The 20,583-nt window shown below is 61.2% G+C and carries 20 protein-coding genes; 5 read left to right on the forward strand and 15 right to left on the reverse strand.

Translation table 11 applies throughout. From position 1 onward, the window contains the following. Positions 1 to 50: 50 nt before the first annotated feature. The gene (locus EZI54_RS01540; protein WP_131478349.1) at positions 51 to 320 is read right to left on the reverse strand and encodes a YrhK family protein; all 270 of its coding nucleotides are present in this window, start codon (positions 318 to 320) and stop codon (positions 51 to 53) included. A gap of 251 nt (positions 321 to 571) precedes the next feature. Between EZI54_RS01540 and EZI54_RS01545 the strand changes: the two genes are divergently transcribed. Then, positions 572 to 901 (forward strand): ArsR/SmtB family transcription factor, encoded by a 330-nt coding sequence (locus EZI54_RS01545; RefSeq protein WP_131478351.1) that lies wholly within the window; start codon positions 572 to 574, stop codon positions 899 to 901. Positions 902 to 943: 42 nt separating this feature from the next. Beyond that, positions 944 to 1,408: a hypothetical protein gene (locus EZI54_RS01550; protein ID WP_131478353.1), complete on the forward strand. Its 465-nt coding sequence runs from the start codon at positions 944 to 946 to the stop codon at positions 1,406 to 1,408. 129 nt (positions 1,409 to 1,537) lie between these two features. On the opposite strand, the gene EZI54_RS01555 is transcribed toward EZI54_RS01550, so the two are convergent. Beyond that, entirely contained in the window at positions 1,538 to 2,269 is a 732-nt protein-coding gene (locus tag EZI54_RS01555; protein ID WP_131478355.1) for an anti-sigma factor family protein, read from the reverse strand. Then, a complete protein-coding gene (locus EZI54_RS01560) occupies positions 2,266 to 2,757 on the reverse strand; it encodes an RNA polymerase sigma factor (protein ID WP_131478357.1) in 492 nt (163 codons plus the stop codon). Before EZI54_RS01560 ends, EZI54_RS01555 begins: the two co-directional genes overlap by 4 nt. A 96-nt stretch (positions 2,758 to 2,853) precedes the next feature. On the opposite strand from EZI54_RS01560, the gene EZI54_RS01565 reads away from it, so the two are divergent. Beyond that, entirely contained in the window at positions 2,854 to 4,194 is a 1,341-nt protein-coding gene (locus EZI54_RS01565; protein WP_165495648.1) for a S8 family serine peptidase, read from the forward strand. 13 nt (positions 4,195 to 4,207) lie between these two features. Here EZI54_RS01565 and EZI54_RS01570 read toward each other — a convergent pair whose 3' ends face one another. Next, positions 4,208 to 5,152: a surface lipoprotein assembly modifier gene (locus EZI54_RS01570; RefSeq protein ID WP_131478361.1), complete on the reverse strand. Its 945-nt coding sequence runs from the start codon at positions 5,150 to 5,152 to the stop codon at positions 4,208 to 4,210. A 60-nt stretch (positions 5,153 to 5,212) separates the two neighbouring features. Then, positions 5,213 to 5,899: a hypothetical protein gene (locus EZI54_RS01575; RefSeq protein ID WP_131478363.1), complete on the reverse strand. Its 687-nt coding sequence runs from the start codon at positions 5,897 to 5,899 to the stop codon at positions 5,213 to 5,215. A gap of 225 nt (positions 5,900 to 6,124) precedes the next feature. Here EZI54_RS01575 and EZI54_RS01580 point away from each other — a divergent pair, with 225 nt between their 5' ends. Then, on the forward strand, positions 6,125 to 6,763 hold the full coding sequence (locus EZI54_RS01580; protein ID WP_131478365.1) for a hypothetical protein: 639 nt from the start codon (positions 6,125 to 6,127) through the stop codon (positions 6,761 to 6,763). Positions 6,764 to 6,787: 24 nt separating this feature from the next. Here the strand turns inward: EZI54_RS01580 and EZI54_RS01585 are convergent, their stop codons facing one another. Continuing rightward, on the reverse strand, positions 6,788 to 7,135 hold the full coding sequence (locus EZI54_RS01585) for a TfoX/Sxy family protein (RefSeq protein WP_207389117.1): 348 nt from the start codon (positions 7,133 to 7,135) through the stop codon (positions 6,788 to 6,790). Positions 7,136 to 7,309: 174 nt separating this feature from the next. Here EZI54_RS01585 and EZI54_RS01590 point away from each other — a divergent pair, with 174 nt between their 5' ends. Beyond that, entirely contained in the window at positions 7,310 to 8,413 is a 1,104-nt protein-coding gene (locus tag EZI54_RS01590; RefSeq protein ID WP_131478367.1) for a GGDEF domain-containing protein, read from the forward strand. Here the strand turns inward: EZI54_RS01590 and rluB are convergent. From rluB to EZI54_RS01635, 9 genes are all read right to left on the reverse strand, one after another. After that, entirely contained in the window at positions 8,319 to 9,338 is a 1,020-nt protein-coding gene (gene rluB / locus EZI54_RS01595; protein WP_131478369.1) for a 23S rRNA pseudouridine(2605) synthase RluB, read from the reverse strand. The two genes, EZI54_RS01590 and rluB, sit on opposite strands and share 95 nt — an antisense overlap. A gap of 31 nt (positions 9,339 to 9,369) precedes the next feature. Further along, positions 9,370 to 10,041 (reverse strand): SMC-Scp complex subunit ScpB, encoded by a 672-nt coding sequence (gene scpB / locus EZI54_RS01600; RefSeq protein ID WP_131478371.1) that lies wholly within the window; start codon positions 10,039 to 10,041, stop codon positions 9,370 to 9,372. Between the two features lie 17 nt (positions 10,042 to 10,058). Then, the gene (locus tag EZI54_RS01605; protein WP_131478373.1) at positions 10,059 to 10,922 is read right to left on the reverse strand and encodes a segregation and condensation protein A; all 864 of its coding nucleotides are present in this window, start codon (positions 10,920 to 10,922) and stop codon (positions 10,059 to 10,061) included. A 33-nt stretch (positions 10,923 to 10,955) separates the two neighbouring features. After that, complete coding sequence (locus EZI54_RS01610) at positions 10,956 to 12,170, reverse strand: tryptophan--tRNA ligase (protein ID WP_207389118.1); 1,215 nt, start codon at positions 12,168 to 12,170, stop codon at positions 10,956 to 10,958. 226 nt (positions 12,171 to 12,396) lie between these two features. Next, positions 12,397 to 13,269 carry a succinate--CoA ligase subunit alpha gene (gene sucD / locus EZI54_RS01615; protein ID WP_131478375.1) on the reverse strand — a complete coding sequence of 291 codons (873 nt, stop codon included), beginning with the start codon at positions 13,267 to 13,269 and terminating at the stop codon, positions 12,397 to 12,399. Then, a complete protein-coding gene (gene sucC / locus EZI54_RS01620) occupies positions 13,269 to 14,435 on the reverse strand; it encodes an ADP-forming succinate--CoA ligase subunit beta (RefSeq protein WP_131478377.1) in 1,167 nt (388 codons plus the stop codon). The genes sucD and sucC overlap by 1 nt, the downstream gene beginning before the upstream one ends. Before the next feature lie 309 nt (positions 14,436 to 14,744). Then, positions 14,745 to 16,187, reverse strand: a complete 1,443-nt coding sequence (lpdA, locus tag EZI54_RS01625) for a dihydrolipoyl dehydrogenase (protein WP_131478379.1) — start codon at positions 16,185 to 16,187, stop codon at positions 14,745 to 14,747. Between the two features lie 38 nt (positions 16,188 to 16,225). Beyond that, positions 16,226 to 17,473 (reverse strand): 2-oxoglutarate dehydrogenase complex dihydrolipoyllysine-residue succinyltransferase, encoded by a 1,248-nt coding sequence (odhB, locus tag EZI54_RS01630; RefSeq protein ID WP_131478381.1) that lies wholly within the window; start codon positions 17,471 to 17,473, stop codon positions 16,226 to 16,228. Between the two features lie 26 nt (positions 17,474 to 17,499). Next, positions 17,500 to 20,337 carry a 2-oxoglutarate dehydrogenase E1 component gene (locus tag EZI54_RS01635; protein ID WP_131478383.1) on the reverse strand — a complete coding sequence of 946 codons (2,838 nt, stop codon included), beginning with the start codon at positions 20,335 to 20,337 and terminating at the stop codon, positions 17,500 to 17,502. Between the last annotated feature and the right edge of the window lie 246 nt (positions 20,338 to 20,583).

The following is a 20,583-nucleotide window of genomic DNA, read 5'->3' on the forward strand; positions in this document are numbered from 1 at the left end:
GGGGCGATCCACTGAATTGAGTCGGCGTCCATTCTACACCAAGCCGGCCCCTACCAATGTATCGGTCCTTTCCGCAGGTTCTTCACATAGCGCTTGTTCAGCGTGCGAAGGATCGGTGCAAACAGGAAGAACACGCTGCCGATGATGAAGAACCAGGTGGCCACGGTCTGCCACTTCTCCCACAGGAACAGGATGCTGCCCACCAGGAACAGTGTGGCCGAGACATAGTCATTGGCGATGTGGAGCCATTCATAGCGTTCGTGGATCTTCTTCTCGGCTTCCAGCAGCTCGTGATCGAGCTCGCCCGCAGGCTTGTTCATGATCGGGGTTCCTCCTCATCCGGTCGCGTGATTTCAGTTGGTCAGCCCATCACAGTGCCCGCGACACCCGGGGTTCGCAAGGCGAAGACGGAGGAAGGTCAAGTTGAATCCGCCCCCAACAAACGCATCCCGATAGCGGGCCGCCTCCACCACAGCGACGTCGCTGGCGTGGCCCGCCCCGCATGGAGCCTGGTTTAAGTCCCAGGGGCATCCAGGTTTCAATATCTCAACATATCTTGCATTATTGAAATATGGAACATTATGACGACAACCTGGCGACAGAAAAGCTTGCTGCCTTGGCGCATCCCGCACGCTTGGCCATCATCCGTATGCTTGTTCGGGCCGGTCCGGCGGGAATGCCTGCAGGCAAGCTTGGTGAACCGCTGGGCATGGCCGCCAATGCCCTGACCTTTCACCTGCAAAAACTGGCTCGAGTTGGCCTGGTAACCTCGCGTCGAAGTGGTCAATACATCCTCTACACGGCCGAGTTCGACACCCTGCTGAACCTGACGGGTTACCTGGTCGGTGCGTGCTGCACCGACTCGTCCGAGAAATGTGGCGGCTGCCCCTCGGCCGATTGAACCTCTGTGCCGGTTCCACCCATTGAATCCGAGGAGATAGGCATGGTGATCAAGCTGCAACCCAACCATCGAACCTGGATGGGGGCCATCGGTATCGGACTCGGTGTGTCCGTTCTCACCGCCATCATCATGGTGACGCTGCTAAAGACGGGGGTTTCCCCCTTTCCGAAACCGCCCTCCCTGGCCTTCGCCGAAACGGTGCTCGGCCGTGACCTGCCGTTGCCGGTCGGTCTGTTATTTCACACGGCCTACGTGACCTTCTGGTCCGTGGTGTTCGTGCAGGTCTTCCCCAAACGTGGCTTCTGGCCGGCCATGATGCTTGCCGGTGGACTCTGGATCGTCATCCTGGTCGTATTCTTCCCACTAATTGGCTGGGGGGTGGCGGGCCTTCTGGTCAGTCCCAAGCTGATCCCGGCATCCTTCGTGCCGCATGTGCTGTTCGGCCTGTTCTTATGGGCACTGGAGCAGTACGTTCCACGCCGGTCACCGACCGGCGGAAAGGGTTGAACCGATCGACACCCCGCCACCCGATGTTTTTGCAGGAGGCGCCTACCGGGCGCCACCTGCAAAGGGGCAGGATTCTCCGCCGGCTGTGGCCAACGGGGCAACGAAAAGCAGGCTATGTTAGCCGGCGCCTTAATCAGGGCCGTGATGTCCGGCATCACTCCACCCGTCCTTGATTAATCGGCGCTCCTGATCCGCGGTGAAAGCACCTCCGTCCATCATCCGGTCCAGCGCCCTATCCAGAACCGAACCGCCGCTGGCCGGACGATAGCCCGTGGCATCCGGTGATGCGGCGACTTGCTTTTCCACCGCCAGCGTCCAGTCCCCGCCGCGACGGCAGGCGATGTTTTCCGACGCCTGTCCCGTATCCTGCAGCTGGAACTGGCGGCAGAATTCGCCCTGATGGTTACGGAACGTCAGCCGTGGTGTGAGCGTGCGTCCATCCTCCAGCTCCAGGGCGGTACCGCTGGGGGCCGATTCCAGCGCCTGCGCCACCGTCTGCCAGTGGCGGTCGGGCGCTCCGGAAAACCACTGGGCAACCCCCAGCGCCATGACCAGCACCGCGGCGACGGCGATGCCGGCGTTACGGCGGATGCCTCGGGACCATCGACGCCATGCAGGGAACGCAACCACGTTGGCCGCCCCGGAGTCCGCCTGTGCCAGCAGATCCGTCACCGGGGTCGGCATCGGCTCATCGTCGATGGCGGAATAGTGTCGGGAAAGCTGACTGTCGACAGCCGCCAGCGCCGCCAGGCGGTCACTCAGTGCCGGATCGTTCCGCACACGCTCCCGGACGGCCTGCATCTCTGCCTCCGGCAGCTCGGCGTCGAGAAACGCGGACAGGGTTTCATCGGTGATCGTCATGCCTGTGTCCTCGCAGATTCAGTATGCAGCATCGCACTCAGGGCCGCGCGCGCCCGGGCCAGACGACTCATGACCGTGCCCCTGGGAATCTCCAGCGACTCCGACACCGCCTGGTAGGACATCCCCTGCACCGCGACCATCGCAATGATTTCCCGCTGGCCTTCGGGCAGCTTCGCCATGGCGGCGTCAACCTGGTCCAGTTCCACTTGGCTGGCCAGGGCGCGCTCGCCATCCACCACTTGGCCTTCGCTCAACTCCGGCTGCCGGGCGGCGTCCCGGCGAACCCTATGGGCCCGGCACTCGTCGATCCAGAGGTTGCGACACACCCGAAAGGCCCAGGGCTCAAACCCAACCCCTTCCGGTGGCCCTCGCCGAAGCAGCCGTTCAACGGTACCCTGCAACAGGTCATCCGCTTCCAGCCTGGAGCCGGTCAGGGAAAAGGCGAAGCGTCGCAGGCCGGGCAGCAGTTGCGTCAGTTGATGGTGCATTGCGCCATGTCTCGCTGTCATACTCCACTAACGGATCAGGAAACGGTTTATTCCACCCTGGGTGGAATTTTTTGGTGGCCGGGACGTTCTATCGGTATGAAAGCAACAAACCTTCTCATGTACAGCATCGCCATCGCCCTGGTCAATCTGGCGGTTATTCCACCCGGCCAGGCCCTGGACACCGGCAACCTCGCCCAACCTTCGCTGGAGCGTATCCAGCAACAGGTGGAGGACCGCGCCCAGCGCCAGGTGGAACAGCACATCGAGCGCCGCAGCGAACGGGCGCTGCAGGCCATACAGGACCGGCTCCCGCAGTCTCCCACTGACCTGCCGGACCGGCTGCCCATCCTGTCAGCGGACGGTTCGGAAGCATTTGCCGACGTCCGCGTCGAACATGGCTGGCGAGCGGTGGAAAGACAATGGCTGGCGATGCTCGCTCCCGGCGAACTGCAGCAACTCAAACAGCCCGGCATCCACATCATCGACACGACCCCGCTGGAACAGTTGGACCTCAGGGTGGTGCGGTTTCGGGTGGACAAAGCCCTCGACTCCCGCGAGGCCTTGAGCCGGATACTGCCGCCGTCACTGGTGGAACGCCTGGACCGCAATCACATCTACAGCCCCCAGGGGGAAGAAAGCGCGACAGGCGGCAACAACATGCCGTCAACCTCACATTCATGTGACACGCCGGTGACGGTCGGCATGGTGGATACGGCAATCCAGGCCGACCACCCGAGCCTGGCGGAAGCCCACATCATCCAGAAGCGCTTCCTGGGCAATACCCCGCTGGCCGACCGGTTCCGGGCTCCCCGAGGCCACGGCACCGCAGTGGCCAGCCTGTTGGTGGGTCGACTGCCGGAACGTGACGGCATCCCTCTGGCCGGGGCCACCCTGCTAAATGCATCGGTGTTCTTCAGCCGCGAGCAGTTGGCCTCCGGCGCCACCTTGCTGCACCTGGTAAAAGGCCTGAACTGGCTGGTCTCGCAACAGGTGGATGTCATCAATATCAGCATGGCGGGCCCCGACAACCGGTTGCTGGCCACGGTGGTCGACCGACTCAATGCGGCCGGCGTACCTTTGGTGGCGGCCGTGGGCAATCGCGGTCCCGCCGCACCGCCGCTGTATCCGGCGGCGTACCCGGGAGTGATCGGAGTGACCGCGGTGGACCGGGCGCACCGGATCTATCGGTGGGCCAATCAGGGGGATCAGGTGGATTTTGCCGCCGCGGGCGTGGACGTTTCCGTGGCGGAGAGCGGCGGCGGATTTACCGCGCTGAGCGGCACCTCCATGGCGACGCCCGTGGTCACCGCGCGGCTGGCGTGTCAGTTGGCCGGTTCATCGGCCAGCCTGCCAGAGATCCTCGACCACCTCGCTGCCCAGGCCCTCGACCTGGGGAAAACCGGGCGGGACCCGGTATTCGGATACGGGGCTCTATGAACCGACGCGCCCCTCAGAAATCGGCCCGCAGTGTCAGCGAAGAGACGGTCTTACCGTAATCCGCCGAGTCCAGCGACGACCGGTGATCGGTCCGCTCAACCTTGGCCTCGGTGGTCAGCCAGTCGGTCAGCCCAACCGCCCAGCGAACATTCGCGACGAGAATCCGGTCGCTGCGGGTCTCGGTGGTGGTCACGGACGTCCCCACCACGGGCAGACGCGGTTCCTCCACCGTCGAGATCGCGTCGTCGTAATCCCGGTCCTCGTAACGCACGCCTACCTGAAACGTATTGTCATGGCCGGCCACGCTGAACCGGTGCTTGAAACGTGCACGCGCCGCCAGCATCCGGTAATCGTAGGCGTCCGATGCGGCGTCCTGGCGATCACCCTCCAGCCCAAGGAGCAGCAGCGTGCGGTTCTGGTTGTAAAAGAAGTAGCTGTCCAGACTGATGCCGCGGGTGCGCGCATCGCGGGCGTCGCTATCGTCGAACGCCTTTTTCTTGCGCAACAGGCTGAGCATCAGGTAGACGTCATCATCCACCAGCTTGCCCAGATAGACGCTGGAGCGGTTGTAGTCGAGAAAGGGATCCGAATCCAGGGTGGCGTGGGAGTAATGATGGCTCGCCCCGACGGTCACCACATCGAAGTCGTAGTTCAGGTCCAGCGAGGCCAGATGAATGGTCTGGTCGAACGCGTCGAAGGTGGTGTAGTTACGGGAGGTGAAGTCGTAGGTTCCGGTCAGCGTCAGGTGCTTCACGGGGTGACCGCTGGCCTCGGCGCCGGCGCCCAACAGCAGCGACTGATCGCTTTCGCCGGACGCCTGGTCCAGCTCATCCACGTTCAGGTTGCTGTCATACTCCGCGCCGGTTTCCGCGTAGCCGTCAAAACTGGCGGCCTGTACCGGGACCGACGCACTCGCCGTAACGAAGGCCAGCGTCAGCCACCTGGTTGATCGTTGCATGACGTTACTCCTCAATCACAGCAACCGGGCCCCAGGGGCCCGGTCGATTGGTCAGCGTGTTTATAACGTACCGCCCTGGACGGTATCGCGCACAGAGCCGCTGACGCTGCCACTGACTTCGGACTGCACGCTGTCGCTGATCTCGGATTGCACACTATTGGAGACCGTGGCATCAACGTCCTGGCTCATTTCGGCCCGAATAGCGGATTGCTGCTCAGACTGGAGCGCCTCCTGCGTCTGTTCCAGGCGTTCGGCACCCTGACCCTGTGCAGCCTGGGCCCGGCTTTTTGCCTCGTCCGCCAGACGCTGCCCCTGAGCCCGGCCCTTATCAGCCAGCTCTCGGCCCTTCTGCCGGGCCTGGTCCGCCTGGTTGCGGGCCTTGTCGCGGATGCTCGCAGCGCGGGTCCGGGCTTCATCACGGGCACGTTCGCCCCTGGACTGCGCTTCGTCGGCAATGGCCTGGCCCTGTGCCTCTACGGCACCCGAGTCGGCTTCCGCGCCGCCGTCCGCCTCGCTATCAGCAGACATCCCGACCCGGTCACCGTTGGGCGAAGTGGCCGACAGCCCACCGGACATCCCGGCCTCGCCGTCGAATCCACCGCTGGCGCCGCCTCCGTTGGCACTGCCCTGGACGTTCATGTGCATCCCGACGCTGCCGCCGGCACTGCCGGAACCCTGGGGCTCCGCCGCCTGGGCCGAGATGGCCAGTACAGAACAGATCGCAAGTGTCAGTGTCCGTTTCATCATCGTTAAACCTCCGGGTTTTCTGCTGTGTTCACCCCGTTAACGAATGACACCGGGTTTTATTCCCTGAATCTCATAAAAACGGCTGGAGGCCATGGATATGAAGGCCGGCGACAGCCATCCATGACCTGGACCACCTGTGATGAAGCGCAGGAGATTGAATACTGGTGGCTTATCCTGAGAATGTGAGAGACTGTGACGGCGACTGAGGTGACAGGAGAGCGCTTCATGAATCCAGACGCCCTAGCCTTTATTTCCAGAGCGCCGGCTCTTGTACTCACCGGCGTGCTGGTCTGCATTATTGCGCTGGCTGCGTTCATTGTTTTGTTCCGACAGGTACGTCGGCAGCAGGAAGAAGTCGACCATCTCGAGCGGCGCATCAGCACGCTCTGGCACGAAACGGATGCCCAGCAGGCCGGCGAGGATGGCGACAGGACCGATGCCGCCCCGGTCGATGTCAGGCCCAGGGCCGGCATCTCTGCCTCGGAAAGGGCCGCCTACGACACCCTGTGGCCTCTCGCCTGGGAACTGCACGATCGGATTGGCACTTTCCTCCGCGCCATCGATCATCACGAACCGATCAGCGACCCCCGCCTTGCCGCCCGTCATGCGGCGCTGGACCTGCGCCGCGAGACCAACCGGCTGCGCCCATTCATCGACGCCGACATCGATCATCTGCTGCACCAGCTGCTGGATGCCGAGGTAAAAGCCCACCTGGCCGCCTGCCAGTTCCTGGACAACCGGGACGCACGGGCGCGGGAAGGCAGCGAAAACAGCAGCCGCTGGCAGTGGCAGGAACACCATGAGCAGGAGGCCGTCGAGTTGATGAATCAATTGGTCGCCGGTATCCGGAAGCGAGTGCTCTAAGCCGGATTCCCTGCGCTCCCGAGCTCATCGTTTTTTTGAATGGCTGGCACGCAGGGCCGCCGCGTAGGCTTCGTTCCCCCAGGTCGTCATCTGTTCAGGATCCTCGAACACCTCCTCCGGTGCCTGACGGTATGACATGGCAACCGGCTTGCCCTGACGCCGGAAGGTAAACGGCTCCAGGCCGCGCGCCACAAATGCCGGTTCGCTCTGCGCGTCCGCTTTCAGGTATAGGGTCTGCCCGGTGATCAGGGCAAACATGATATCCCCCAGGAAGAGACCGTGGCCGCCAAACATCTTTCTGGCCCGGACCGGCCCCACCCCCTGCAACTGATCAACGACAAACGTGACAAACTCCGTTTTCTGAGCGCTCACCCCGGCAATCCTCTTCCGCCTGTTCCGGATCTACTCCGTCAATAAATTGTCTTATTGGCATGGGCATTACGGCAAGATACCCCACTGGAGACAATAAAACCTTGTTTAAAAACATGTTTATAGACCGGGCACAATACTTGCTTAAAACACATTATTGCGAGCGAGAGTACCGTTATGCCCTCTAACCCCACATCCCTGACAAGTCCTGGCCCCGAACGCGCCCAGGCGCTGGCCGACCTGGAGCGGCTGAGCCTTCAGTGGCAACGCGATGACGACATTTTCACACGTCTGTGCCGCCGGATGACCACGACGCTGGATCTCCAGGAACTGATGGCCATCTTCGCCGAAGAACTGGCCTCCGTGGTTCCCTTCGATCGACTGAGCTATCAGCACACTGTCGAAGACCAGCCAGTGGACATCCAGATCGGCCAGGGCGGCAACCATCGCTGTGAGTATGGACTGAATCTGGGTGGCGAGCACTTTGGCGTCCTAACCCTCTATCGGCGACTGCGCTTCGCCAAGCAGGAACAGACCGTCATTGAGCAAATGCTGGGTACCGCGATCAACTCGATCCGCAACGCCTGCCGCTATGACGCCATGTGGCGCGCCTCGCTGACCGATGTGGTCACCGGGATCCCCAACAAGCGTGCGTTCGAGGACGCGCTGGAACGGGAAGTGTCGTTGGGCAACCGCCATGGCGATCTCTGTGGACTGATCCTGTGCGACCTGGATCGCTTCAAGTCCGTCAACGACCGCTACGGTCACATGACGGGCGACCGGATACTGCGAGCCACCGCCCTGGCGATCCAGGGTGCCACGCGTAGTACGGATACGGTCTATCGGATTGGCGGGGAAGAATTCGGAATCATACTGCCGCACATTGGCGACAGGGAATGCATCCTGGTGGCCGACCGGATCCGCAACGCCATCACCCAAATCAGGCTGGACAGCGATAGCGGGCCGGTAAGCGTTACGGCCAGTGCCGGCTTTGGCATACAGGCCCGGGGCGAGTCCGCCGCCGCCTGGTTCAAGCGCGCCGACGAGGCCCTATACCGGGCCAAGGCCGACGGTCGGGACTGCACCCGTCAGGCGGAACCGGCCCAGAATACCGACATCGCCTTTATCGACGCCCGTCGCCGCAACGACTGCCCCCACATCGCCCATGGATCGGGCGCCCAAGAGCTCAGGACGACTTACGCCCTTTTCCGGCCAACGGCTTGCGGCGACTCTTCGGTTTGTGGTCCTGACGCTTCTCCGCCTTTTCTTCAGCCCGCGTAAAGACGCCTCCCTTGCGGAGACCACCAGCGCCTCGACTTGCGGGCTTCTTGCGCTGTAGCCGACGCTGGCTGCGGGCTTCGCCCGGCGTTTTGGCGGGTAGTGCCAACGGCTCCAGTCCAACCGTGCGGCTCAATGCATCGACCCCACGCTGGTCCATCTCCTCCCAGCGCCCCATGCTCAGGCGGCTCGGCAACATGGCCGGGCCGAAGCGGACGCGTTTGAGCCGGCTGACCTTGACACCCTGCGACTCCCAGAGGCGTCGAACCTCGCGGTTGCGGCCCTCAAACAGTGTGACGTGGAACCAGTGGTTGATCCCCGTACCGCCGGCATGGGAAATGTCGGAGAATTTCGCCATACCGTCGTCGAGCAGCACCCCTTCCAACAGCCGCTCGGTCATGGTCTCGTCCACCTCGCCGAACACCCGCACCGCGTACTCACGGTCAACCTGGTACGACGGGTGCATTAACCGGTTCGCCAGTTCGCCATCGGTGGTGAACAGCATCAGGCCGGTGGTGTTGATGTCGAGACGGCCGATGGCAATCCAACGCTGGTCCTTGAGGCGCGGCAAACGGTCGAACACCGTGGGCCGGCCTTCCGGGTCATGCCGCGTGGTGACTTCCCCTTCGGGCTTGTTGTACATCAGCACCCGACGAACCGGCGCCTGGGCCGCTTCGATGCTGACCGGCTTGCCATCCAGGAAAATGTGATCGTCCACGGTCACCTTCTGACCCGGAACCGCGACCGCCTTGTTGACCGTAATCCGGCCTTCCTCGATCCACGCCTCAACCTCACGCCGTGAGCCGACGCCGGCCCTGGACAATACTTTCTGCAGCCGCTCAGGCGGCAACGCCTGACGTGTGGGTTTTTGCTTGTCGGCGGCCGGCCGATGACCTCGACCGGACTGTGCGTCGCGCTTCTGCGACATGGTTTGCTTCCTTCAGACTGCCGGGGCCGCTCTAGTGAACGGTCCCGGAAATGGATTCGTTATGGTCGTCGTCGGGCGAATCATCGCCGTCCCGGTCCGCGGTTTGTTCGGGCCCGTCGAACTGGATCTCGGCCTGGATCTTTTCCTCGATCTCGCGACCGATCTCCTCAAGGTCACGAATCTCGGACAACGGTGGCAGTTGCTCCAACGACGTCATGTTGAAGTAATCGAGAAACTGGCGTGTGGTGGCATACATCGCCGGCCGCCCCGGAACGTCCTTGTGCCCGACAATCCGCACCCATTCTCGCTCCATGAGCGTGCGGATGATATTGCTGCTAACCGTAACCCCTCGGATATCCTCAATTTCCCCCCGAGTGATGGGTTGGCGATAGGCGATCAGCGCCAGGGTCTCCAGCAGCGCGCGGGAATAGCGCTGCGGCTTTTCCTCAAACAGGCGCCCCACCCAGCGGGCGTAGTCCTCGCGGATCTGGAAACGGTAACCACTGGAGACCTTGCACAGGGCATAGCTGCGGTCTTCGCAAGCCTGTTCCAGTTGGCTGAGCGCGTGTTCCATCACCTGGCGGGCCGGGCGCTCATCCTCGGTGAAAAGCTCTCGCAGCTGATCCAGATTCAGGGGTTTTCCAGCCGCCAATAGCGCGGCTTCGATAATCAGCTGTATACGACGAATCTGTTCTTCGCTCATTCAGGTTGCCCTGTCCTTCAGTTTGCCGCCCTGGCCCGCACATGGATCGAGCCAAGCACCTCTCCCTGCACGACCTCGATCAGCTGCTCCTTGACCAGCTCCAGTGTCGCCAGGAACGTCACAACCACGCCCAGGCGCCCTTCCTCGATGGTAAAGAGGCTCTCGAAGCGGACGAAGGCGTCACCCGACAGGCTGGACAGGATATGCGACATCCGCTCGCGCGTGGACAGCTTCTCCCGCTCGACATGGTGGTTGGTGAACAGGTCGGCCCGGCGGATAACATCGCGCAGGGCCAGCAGCATATCGCGCAGCTCCACATCCGGGTGAATCTGGCTTTGCGGCAATCGTGGCAGCGAGGCGGATGTGGCGAACGTGTCCCGTTCCATACGCGGCAGCTCATCCAGATCCTCCGCCGCCTTCTTGAAGCGTTCGTATTGCTGGAGCCGGCGGATCAATTCGGCGCGGGGATCGACTTCTTCCTCATCTTCGCTCTCCTGGCGCGGCAGCAACATCCGCGATTTGATTTCCGCCAGCGTTGCCGCCATCACCAGATACTCCGCCGCCAGTTCGAAGCGCATGGCTTCGATGGCGTTGATGTAATCCATGTACTGTCGGGTAATCTCGCTGACATCGATATCCAGGATATCCATGTTCTGGCGGCGAATCAGGTAGAGCAGCAGATCCAGCGGTCCCTCGAACGCTTCCAGGAAGACCGCCAGGGCATCCGGCGGGATATAGAGATCCTGCGGGATGTCCTTGACCGGCTTGCCAAGCACACGGGCAACCGACGAGGCATCCGCCGCCGTATCGGGTGACACCTGTTGCTCACCCTCTGGTCCCTGGGACTCCGCTGTGTCCTGCACCTGCTGATCGTCAGTCATCGCTGCTCCCGGGCCAGCGGTCGTCCCGCGCCATCAGCGGTAGGACAGTCCCATGGCATGACGGACCTCGTCGAGGGTTTCCCGCGCGGCGTCGCGGGCACGCTCGCAACCTTCCTCGATGATCGAGCGAATCAGCTCCGGATTGCTCTCATACTCGCGGGCGCGTTCATGCAACGGGCGCTGTTCTTCGACGATGGCATCGATCAGCGGCTTCTTGCAGTCCAGGCAACCGATCCCGGCACTGCGGCAGCCGGTCTGCACCCACTCCTGGGTATCACTGTCGGAATAGACCTTGTGCAACCCCCAGACCGGACACTTTTCCGGCTCGCCCGGATCGGTCCGACGCACGCGCTGTGGATCCGTCTGCATGACACGGATCTTATGCGCGACGGCATCCGGCTCTTCCCGCAGGCCGATGGTGTTCTGATAGGATTTGGACATCTTCTGTCCGTCCAGGCCCGGCATTTTGGAATCCGGCGTCAGCAGTGGTTGCGGCTCCGGCAGAATGACCTTACCGCCACCCTCGATGTAGCCGTAGAGGCGCTCACTGTCGCCCATGGAAATGTTCTGCTGCTCCTTGAGCAAAGCCCGAGCCCGGTCCAGGGCTTCCACATCGCCCTCTTCCTGGTACTTGCGCTTCAGCTCGCGATAGAGCTTGGCGTTCTTCTTGCCCATCTTGGTGATGGCGGCCTCCGCCTGCTCTTCGAAGCCCGGCTCACGACCGTAGATGTGATTGAAACGGCGCGCGATCTCGCGGGTGATCTCCACGTGCGACACCTGATCGGCGCCCACGGGCACCCGGCCGGCCCGATACACGAGAATATCGGCACTCTGCAGCAGCGGATAGCCCAGGAAACCATAGGTCGCGAGATCTTTCTCACGCAGTTTTTCCTGCTGATCCTTGTAGGTCGGAATACGTTCCAGCCAGCCCAGTGGCGTGATCATCGACAGCAGCAGGTGCAGTTCCGCATGCTCAGGCACCTTGGACTGGATAAAGATGGTCGCCGAGCCCGGATTCACACCGGCGGCCAGCCAGTCGATCACCATTTCCCAGACGCTGGACTCAATACCGCGGGTATCGTCGTACTGCGTCGTCAGCGCGTGCCAGTCGGCCACAAAGAAGAAGCACTCGAATTCATGCTGGAGTTTGACCCAGTTTTTCAACACGCCATGGTAATGACCAAGGTGCAGCTTTCCGGTGGGACGCATACCAGACAGCACGCGCTGCTGGGGATCTACAGAACTCAAAGCATGAACTCCTTACTGGATGATACCGGGATGCCCGGTGACGCATCGAAACGGCCGGACCGAACATGGTCTTCGCCGGGATTATAACGAATGTGCCGGTCAGGTTAACGCTAAAACGGACTGCGTCACAGACCTGCGCGCGGCGAAGCCCGCCCAGTTTAAACGAAAAAACCCCCGCTCTCTCCCCGAAAGGAGAAAACAGGGGTCTATTTTCAGGCGATGGCCCTTACCAGCCAGTCACTTCTTTCAGCGCCTGGCCGATCTCGGCCAGACTGCGAACGGTCTTGACGCCCGCATCTTCCAGGGCCGCAAACTTGTCGTCTGCCGTGCCCTTGCCACCGGCAATGATCGCACCGGCGTGGCCCATGCGCTTGCCCGGAGGCGCCGTCACACCGGCGATGTAGGACACGACCGGCTTGGTCACGTTGTCCTTGATGAAGGCAGCCGCCTCTTCCTCGGCCGTACCGCCGATCTCACCGATCATGACGATCGCTTCCGTCTCGGGGTCTTCCTGCAGCAGCTTCAGCATGTCGATGAAGTTGGAACCCGGAATCGGGTCGCCACCGATACCGATACAGGTGGACTGACCGTAGCCGAAGTCGGTGGTCTGCTTGACCGCCTCGTACGTCAGGGTGCCGGAACGCGAAACGATACCGACCTTGCCCTTCTTGTGGATGTGGCCCGGCATGATGCCGATCTTGCACTCGTCCGGGGTAATCACACCCGGGCAGTTCGGGCCGATCATGCGAACGCCCTTGCGATCGACGTACTCTTTCGCGTAGAGCATGTCGATGGTCGGGATGCCTTCGGTGATACAAACGATCAGTTCGATGCCGGCATCCGCCGCTTCGATGATGGCATCCTTACAGAAAGGCGCCGGCACGTAGATAACGGTGGCCTGCGCGCCAGTGGCTTCAACCGCTTCGCGAACGGTGTTGAAGACCGGCAGCCCCAGGTGCTCGGTACCGCCCTTGCCGGGGGAGACACCACCAACCATTTTGGTGCCGTACTCGATTGCCTGCTCAGAGTGGAAAGTGCCTTGTGCACCGGTGAAACCCTGGCAGATCACTTTGGTGTCTTTATTGATCAGGACGCTCATTACTTACCTCCCGCGGCTTTAACGACTTGCTGTGCAGCATCCGTCAGACTGGTAGCCGCGATGATGTTCAGGCCACTGTCTGCCAGGACTTTGGAACCCAGTTCGGCATTGTTGCCTTCCAGGCGAACCACGACAGGTACTTTAACGCCGACTTCTTTCACGGCGCCGATAATGCCTTCCGCGATCATGTCGCAACGGACGATACCGCCGAAGATGTTAACCAGAACCGCCTTGACCGCGTCGTCGGACAGGATGATCTTGAACGCTTCGGTGACACGCTCTTTGGTGGCACCGCCGCCCACGTCGAGGAAGTTGGCCGGCTGACCGCCGTGCAGCTTGACGATGTCCATGGTGCCCATGGCCAGACCGGCACCGTTGACCATGCAGCCGATGTTGCCTTCGAGAGCCACGTAGTTCAGCTCCCACTTGGCCGCATCCGCTTCGCGCGGGTCTTCCTGGCTCGGATCGTGCATTTCGCGGATCTGCGGCTGACGGTACAGCGCGTTGCCGTCAACGTTGATCTTGGCGTCCAGGCAGTGCAGGTTGCCGGCCGGCGTGATAACCAGCGGGTTGATTTCGAGCAGCGCCAGGTCCTTGTCTTCGAACAGCTTGGCCAGACCCAGGAAGATCTTGGTGAACTGCTTGATCTGGTCGCCTTTCAGGCCCAGTTTGAAGGCCAGCTCACGCGCCTGGTAGGGCTGGGCGCCGACCAGGGGATCGATCTCTGCCTTGAGGATTTTCTCAGGGGTTTCCTCGGCGACTTTCTCGATTTCTACACCACCTTCAGTGGAGGCCATGAAGACAATGCGGCGGGAACCACGGTCGACAACCGCGCCCAGGTAGAGCTCCTGGTCGATGTCTGTCAGGTCTTCAACCAGGATCTTGCTGACCGGCTGGCCTTTCTCGTCCGTCTGGTAGGTGACCAGGTTACGGCCCAGCCAGTACTCCGCAAACTCGCGGATTTCGTCCTTGCTGCTCACCAGCTTGACGCCACCGGCCTTGCCCCGGCCACCTGCGTGAACCTGGGCCTTCACAACCCAGCGCTCACCGCCAATCTCAGCAGCTGCAGCAACGGCGTCCTGCGGAGTCTCGCAGGCGATGCCCTTGGATACCGGCAGGCCGTATTCAGCGAACAGCTGCTTGCCCTGATATTCGTGCAAATTCATAGCGTTGTCCCACTCTTATATGGAGGATAACCATTTCAGAAGACACTGGCCGACCGGGCTCTTCCGCCCCACCCGCCGGTGGCTTCACTCTGGGATACGAACCCGCGTGGTGCGAATTCTGATCGGGCGCATCAGTCTTTGATACGACACACCCAGGCAGGCCCTGAGCCGCCGCCCCGGCGACTGACGATGCTGACGGCTGTCAGCACCATGGACCCATGCCGGAAGAGTTCGTCCACACTGAGCGCCTCGTTGCGCCCCTCTCCGTCTGTACAAGTTGGGCCGGATAAACCGGCCCACTGCTGCTTCTTATTTTTTCTTGCGTCTGTTGGCAACGTGGATTGCCCCGTCGCCCACCGCAAGGGCTGCCTCGTGCACGGACTCCGACAGTGTCGGGTGCGCGAAACAGGTCAGCGCCAGATCTTCGGCACTGGAACCGAATTCCATGGCAATCACACCCTGGGCGACAATTTCTGACGCCTGCGGACCGGTGACATGGAAACCGAGAATACGATCGCTCTTCTCGTCGGCAATGATCTTGACCAGGCCCATCGCCGCGTTCGCGGCCATGGCACGGCCGTTTGCCGCAAACGGGAAGGTGCCCACCTTGTAGGCCTCACCTTCTGCCTTGAGCTGCTCCTCGGTCTTACCAACCCAGGCCACTTCCGGGTGGGTGTAGATAACGTTCGGGATGCAGTCATAGTTGACCTGCGGCTTGTGACCGGCAATGCGCTCGACCACCATGACGCCTTCTTCGGAGGCCTTGTGTGCCAGCATCGGGCCGCGTACCACGTCACCGATGGCCCACACGCCGGGCGCGTCGGTCTGGCAGTAGTCGTCAACGAAGATGAAACCGCGCTCATCCAGGTTCACGCCGCTGTCGGCGGCCAGCAGGTTGTCGGTGTTCGGCCGACGTCCAACCGCAACGATCAGCTTGTCGAACTTCTGCTCCTGTTCGCCCTTGGCGTCCTCGTAAGTGACGTTGACCAGGTTGCGCTTGACGCTGGTGCCGGTAACCCGGGCCTTCAGCTTGATGTCCAGTCCCTGCTTCTTGAACTGCTTCAGCGCGTCCTTGGCCACCTGCTGGTCGACTGCCGGCAGGAACGTGTCGAGCGCTTCCAGGACCGTCACTTCAGAACCCAGACGCGCCCAGACGCTGCCCAGTTCCAGACCGATAACACCGGCACCGATCACACCCAGGCGCTTGGGCACCTTGTCGAATTCCAGGGCACCCTCGGAGTCGACGATGAAGCCTTCGGTCATTGGCGCCGGCGGAATCTCGATCGGGTTGGAGCCGGTGGCAATCACCACGTTATCGGCTTCGTACGTCTTGGTGTTGCCGTCGTTGTCGGTCACTTCCACCTGACGGTTGGCCAGCAAGCGCCCACGACCGTGGATCGGGGTCACGCCGTTCGCTTTGAACAGCTGCGCGATCCCGCCGGTCAGCTGCTTCACGATGCCGTCCTTGCGCTCCATCATCTTGGCAACGTTGATGGACGGATCCTTAACCTCGATACCCTGCTCGGCGAAGCCGTGGTTGGCTTCCTCGAACTTGTGGGAAATTTCAAGCAGTGCCTTGGACGGGATACAGCCGACGTTCAGACAGGTACCACCCAGCACCTGCTGTTTGCCGTCCTTGGAGGTCCAGTTCTCAACACACGCAACTTTCAAACCCAACTGGGCCCCTTTGATTGCAGCGACATAGCCGCCAGGCCCGGCACCGATGATGATGACATCGAACTTATCAGACATGTTCTATCCTGTTTCTCTAAATGTGTTGATTAACCGGTTCAGACATCCAGCAGAATACGCGCCGGATCCTCGATCATTTCCTTGATGGCCACCAGGAACTGAACAGCTTCCTTACCATCGATCATGCGGTGATCGTATGACAGCGCCAGATACATCATCGGCAGGATTTCAACCTGACCGTTAACGGCCATCGGGCGCTCCTGGATCTTGTGCATACCCAGGATAGCGGTCTGCGGCGGATTCAGGATCGGCGTGGAAATCAGGGAGCCGAAAATACCGCCATTGGTAATGGTGAAGGTGCCACCGGTCATTTCCTCAATGCCCAGTTTGCCGTCACGCGCCTTGGTACCGTACTCGATGATCTTCTTCTCGATATCGGCCAGCCCCAGACCGTCGACATCGCGAACCACCGGAACCACCAGGCCACGATCGGTGGAAACAGCGACACCGATATCCTGGTAGCCATGGTAAACCATATCGTTGCCGTCGATGGACGCGTTAACGGCCGGGAAGCGCTTGAGGGCCTCGGTGGCGGCCTTGGCGAAGAAGGACATAAAGCCCAGTTTCACCCCATGACGCTTCTCGAAGCTCTCCTTGTACTGCTTGCGCAGCTCCATCACCGGCTTCATGTTGACTTCGTTGAACGTCGTCAGCATGGCCGCGTCCTGCTGGGCATTGACCAGACGCTTGGCGATGCTGGCCCGCAGACGGGTCATCGGCACCCGCTTCTCGGGGCGTTCGCCCGGAGCCAGGTCGGCAGCCGGTGCCGCCGTCGGAGCAGCCGCGCTCGGTGCCGGCGCCGGTGCCGATTCGCCACCTGAGGAGATGTGCTTCTGCACGTCTTCCTTGGTGACACGACCGTCCTTGCCCGTACCCTTGATCGCGTTGGGGTCGACGTCGTTCTCTTCAGCCAGTTTGCGCGCAGCCGGGCTCAAGATGGCTTCGCCGCCGGAAGACTTGCCGCCTTCCTCAGCTTTCGGCGCGTCGGCCTTGGCCTCGTCACCGGAAGACTTGGCATCGGACTTGTCGGCGGAAGCCGTACCTGCCGCGCCCTCCTTGAATTTACCGATAACCTCACCGCTCTCCACGGTGTCGCCTTCATCCTTGACGATTTCGTCAATGACGCCGTCTGCCGGCGCAACCACTTCAAGGACAACCTTGTCGGTTTCGATATCGACGATCAGCTCATCACGTTCACAGGCTTCGCCCGGCTTCTTGTGCCAGGTCGCGACTGTGCCCTCGGCAACAGATTCTGGAAAAACAGGGGCTTTGATTTCAGTTGACATCTCGGATCCTTAAATTCGGTAACTCGTCAAACTTCGAACGCGTCGTTAACCAGTTTTTTCTGCTCTTCAATGTGGACCGAGAGGTGCCCGCATGCCGGTGCGGCGGACGCGTCCCGACCTGCATACTGAAGATACAGTTTCGGATTGTGGCGGTGGAGTGCCTGGCGCATATGGTGCTGACTGGAATACCAGGCGCCCTGGTTCATCGGTTCTTCCTGACACCAGACCGCATGGGTCAGTTTGGAGTACGGTTTGAGAACCTCGTCCAGATCGTCCGCCGGGAACGGATAAAGCTGCTCCAGACGCACGATGGCGACATCATCCCGCTCGTCGGCTTTCTTCTTCTCCAGCAGGTCGAAATAGACCTTGCCACTGCAGAGAATCAGGCGACGGGCCTTCTTCGGATCCGTCGGCTCCTTCTCCGGCAATACCGTCTGGAAGGTGCCCTCGGTCAGGTCGTCCAGGCCGGAAGTGGCTTCCTTGTGGCGCAGCAGGCTCTTCGGCGTGATGGCGACCAGCGGCTTGCGCAGTGGGCGCTTCACCTGGCGGCGCAGCATATGGAAAACCTGGGCCGGCGTGGTGGGTACGCACACCTGGATGTTGTGCTCGGCACACATCTGCAGGAATCGCTCCAGACGCGCGGAGCTGTGCTCCGGCCCCTGGCCTTCGTAACCATGCGGCAGCAGTAGCGTCAGGCCGCACAAACGTCCCCACTTGTGCTCGCCACTGGTCAGGAACTGGTCAATGACCACCTGGGCACCGTTGGCGAAGTCACCAAACTGGGCTTCCCAGACGATCAACGCATCCGGCGTGGTGGTCGAGTAGCCGTATTCAAAGGCCATAACCGCTTCTTCAGACAGGAGCGAATCGTAGATCTCGAACAGGGGCTGCTTGTCGGAGATGTTCTCCAGCGGGACGTAGGTCTGGCCGTCCTTCTGGTTATGCAGCACGGCATGGCGGTGCGAGAAGGTACCGCGGCCGACGTCCTGGCCGGTAATACGAATCGGGTGACCTTCGTTGAGCAGCGTGGCATAGGCCATGACTTCGCCGTAGCCCCAGTTGATGGGCAACGCCCCCTGGGTCATCTTGTTGCGGTCGTCGACAATCTTGGAGACCTGCCGCTGGACCGCAAAGCCCTCAGGCAGTTGCCCCATCTTCTTGCCGAGGCGCTGCAGGGTCTTCAGGCCCACACTGGTCTTGCACTTGGCCGTCCACTCGTGACCGAGGTAAGGCTGCCAATCCACGTAAAGCGCCTTGTTGGGCTCTTTCACCAGCGACTTGACGACGTGATCACCCTTATCGAGCGCATCGCGATATTCAAGATCCATCGACTTGGCTTCGTCTTCGCCGATCACGCCGGCCTCAACCAGCCGATTGGCGTAGAGTTCGCGGGTCGTCTTACGCTTGCGGATTTTCTCGTACATCAGCGGCTGGGTCGCTGACGGCTCGTCGGCCTCGTTATGACCGCGGCGCCGGTAGCACACGAGATCGATAACGACATCGCGCTTGAACTCGTTGCGATAGTCCATCGCCATCTGGGTGGCGAACATGACCGCTTCGGGATCGTCACCGTTCACATGCAGGATCGGCGCCTGGACCATCTTGGCGGCGTCGGTACAGTACTCGGTGGAGCGGGCGTCTTCCTGCTTGCTGGTGGTGAAGCCCACCTGGTTGTTGATGACGATATGGATGGTTCCACCCACCCCGTAGCCCCGTGTCTGGGACATCTGGAACGTTTCCATCACCACGCCCTGACCGGCGAACGCCGCGTCCCCGTGCATGATGATCGGTACGACCTGGCTGCCATCCGGATCCTGGCGGCGCGTTTGCCGTGCACGGACCGAACCTTCGACCACAGGCGACACGATCTCCAGGTGCGACGGGTTGAAGGCCAGTGCCAGGTGAATCTCGCCGCCTTCGGTCATCACGTTGGATGAGAACCCCTGGTGGTACTTCACATCGCCCGATCCGGCGTCGGCCAGCTTCTTGCCCTCGAACTCGTCGAACAGCTCACGCGGGTTTTTGCCCAACGTGTTGACCAGGACGTTGAGACGCCCCCGGTGCGCCATACCGATCACGATTTCCTTGGCACCGTAACTGCCGGCACGCTGGATCAGTTCGTCGACGCAGGGAATCAGGCTTTCGCCGCCTTCCAGGCCGAAGCGCTTGACGCCGGGATAGCGGGAACCGAGGTATTTCTCCAGGCCTTCCGCAGCAGTCAGACGCTCAAGGATATGACGACGCGTCTTGGCTTCATACTCGGGATTGGAGCGAACCGGCTCCATACGCTGCTGGAACCAGCGCTTGATGCGGGTATCGACAACATGCATGTACTCTGCGCCGATACTGCTGCAATAGGTCTGCTTGAGACCATCAACAATATCGCGCAGTTTCATGGTTTCCCTGCCGAAATTCAGCGACCCGGTCTGGAATTCCAGATCCATGTCTGCGTCACTGAGATCGTGGAATCCGATGTTCAGGTCTTCGACCTGCTCACGCTGCCATACGCCCAGCGGGTCCAGGTCAGCATGCTGGTGACCACGGAATCGGTAGGCGTTGATTAACTGCAGGACTCGGATCTGCTTGCGATCAGCATCGGAGGTTGCGGAGGCAGGGACACCACTGGCAGCCAGGCGGCGCTGGTTGCGGGAAATATGCTCAAACTGTTCGCGGATTGCGGAAAGGGAGACATCCCTACCCGATGAACCATCTACACGGGGCAGTTTGTCGAAATAATTGCGCCATTCTTCGGGAATGGCATTGGGATCGGTCAGATAGGTTTCGAAAAGCTCTTCAACATAGGTCAGATTCCCGCCCTGCAGGTGGGATGTCTGCCATAACTGCTCCATGATGCTTTCATGCATTTTGAATAGCTCACCTCGGACTGGAGCGGGGAGCAATTCACTGATGGCAAGGGGTTAACGACAGTCATCCTGAGGGGATTCCGATGACTGCTGCCACCACTGAACTGGCGCGGATGTTTTCCGTTCCCCGGTGGTTAAAACTCAGCAAAGCCGCGACGAAGACTTTTCAAGCCCACGCCACGGCTTCCGTAGTGTGCCTCCCCCTACCCCACACTGGGTATTAGCCAATGGTGTAAGTCCTTATTT

This window comes from Marinobacter halodurans, from assembly GCF_004327985.1.
Taxonomy (GTDB): Bacteria; Pseudomonadota; Gammaproteobacteria; order Pseudomonadales; family Oleiphilaceae; genus Marinobacter_A; species Marinobacter_A halodurans.

What these genes read in the sequence shown, in the direction of transcription:
- EZI54_RS01540 (WP_131478349.1), bottom strand. Translation starts at nt 320, where the DNA reads ATGAACAAGCCTGCGGGCGAGCTCGATCACGAGCTGCTGGAAGCCGAG.
- EZI54_RS01545 (WP_131478351.1), top strand. Translation starts at nt 572, where the DNA reads ATGGAACATTATGACGACAACCTGGCGACAGAAAAGCTTGCTGCCTTG.
- EZI54_RS01550 (WP_131478353.1), top strand. Translation starts at nt 944, where the DNA reads ATGGTGATCAAGCTGCAACCCAACCATCGAACCTGGATGGGGGCCATC.
- EZI54_RS01555 (WP_131478355.1), bottom strand. Translation starts at nt 2,269, where the DNA reads ATGACGATCACCGATGAAACCCTGTCCGCGTTTCTCGACGCCGAGCTG.
- EZI54_RS01560 (WP_131478357.1), bottom strand. Translation starts at nt 2,757, where the DNA reads ATGCACCATCAACTGACGCAACTGCTGCCCGGCCTGCGACGCTTCGCC.
- EZI54_RS01565 (WP_165495648.1), top strand. Translation starts at nt 2,854, where the DNA reads ATGAAAGCAACAAACCTTCTCATGTACAGCATCGCCATCGCCCTGGTC.
- EZI54_RS01570 (WP_131478361.1), bottom strand. Translation starts at nt 5,152, where the DNA reads ATGCAACGATCAACCAGGTGGCTGACGCTGGCCTTCGTTACGGCGAGT.
- EZI54_RS01575 (WP_131478363.1), bottom strand. Translation starts at nt 5,899, where the DNA reads ATGATGAAACGGACACTGACACTTGCGATCTGTTCTGTACTGGCCATC.
- EZI54_RS01580 (WP_131478365.1), top strand. Translation starts at nt 6,125, where the DNA reads ATGAATCCAGACGCCCTAGCCTTTATTTCCAGAGCGCCGGCTCTTGTA.
- EZI54_RS01590 (WP_131478367.1), top strand. Translation starts at nt 7,310, where the DNA reads ATGCCCTCTAACCCCACATCCCTGACAAGTCCTGGCCCCGAACGCGCC.
- rluB (WP_131478369.1), bottom strand. Translation starts at nt 9,338, where the DNA reads ATGTCGCAGAAGCGCGACGCACAGTCCGGTCGAGGTCATCGGCCGGCC.
- scpB (WP_131478371.1), bottom strand. Translation starts at nt 10,041, where the DNA reads ATGAGCGAAGAACAGATTCGTCGTATACAGCTGATTATCGAAGCCGCG.
- EZI54_RS01605 (WP_131478373.1), bottom strand. Translation starts at nt 10,922, where the DNA reads ATGACTGACGATCAGCAGGTGCAGGACACAGCGGAGTCCCAGGGACCA.
- sucD (WP_131478375.1), bottom strand. Translation starts at nt 13,269, where the DNA reads ATGAGCGTCCTGATCAATAAAGACACCAAAGTGATCTGCCAGGGTTTC.
- sucC (WP_131478377.1), bottom strand. Translation starts at nt 14,435, where the DNA reads ATGAATTTGCACGAATATCAGGGCAAGCAGCTGTTCGCTGAATACGGC.
- lpdA (WP_131478379.1), bottom strand. Translation starts at nt 16,187, where the DNA reads ATGTCTGATAAGTTCGATGTCATCATCATCGGTGCCGGGCCTGGCGGC.
- odhB (WP_131478381.1), bottom strand. Translation starts at nt 17,473, where the DNA reads ATGTCAACTGAAATCAAAGCCCCTGTTTTTCCAGAATCTGTTGCCGAG.
- EZI54_RS01635 (WP_131478383.1), bottom strand. Translation starts at nt 20,337, where the DNA reads ATGCATGAAAGCATCATGGAGCAGTTATGGCAGACATCCCACCTGCAG.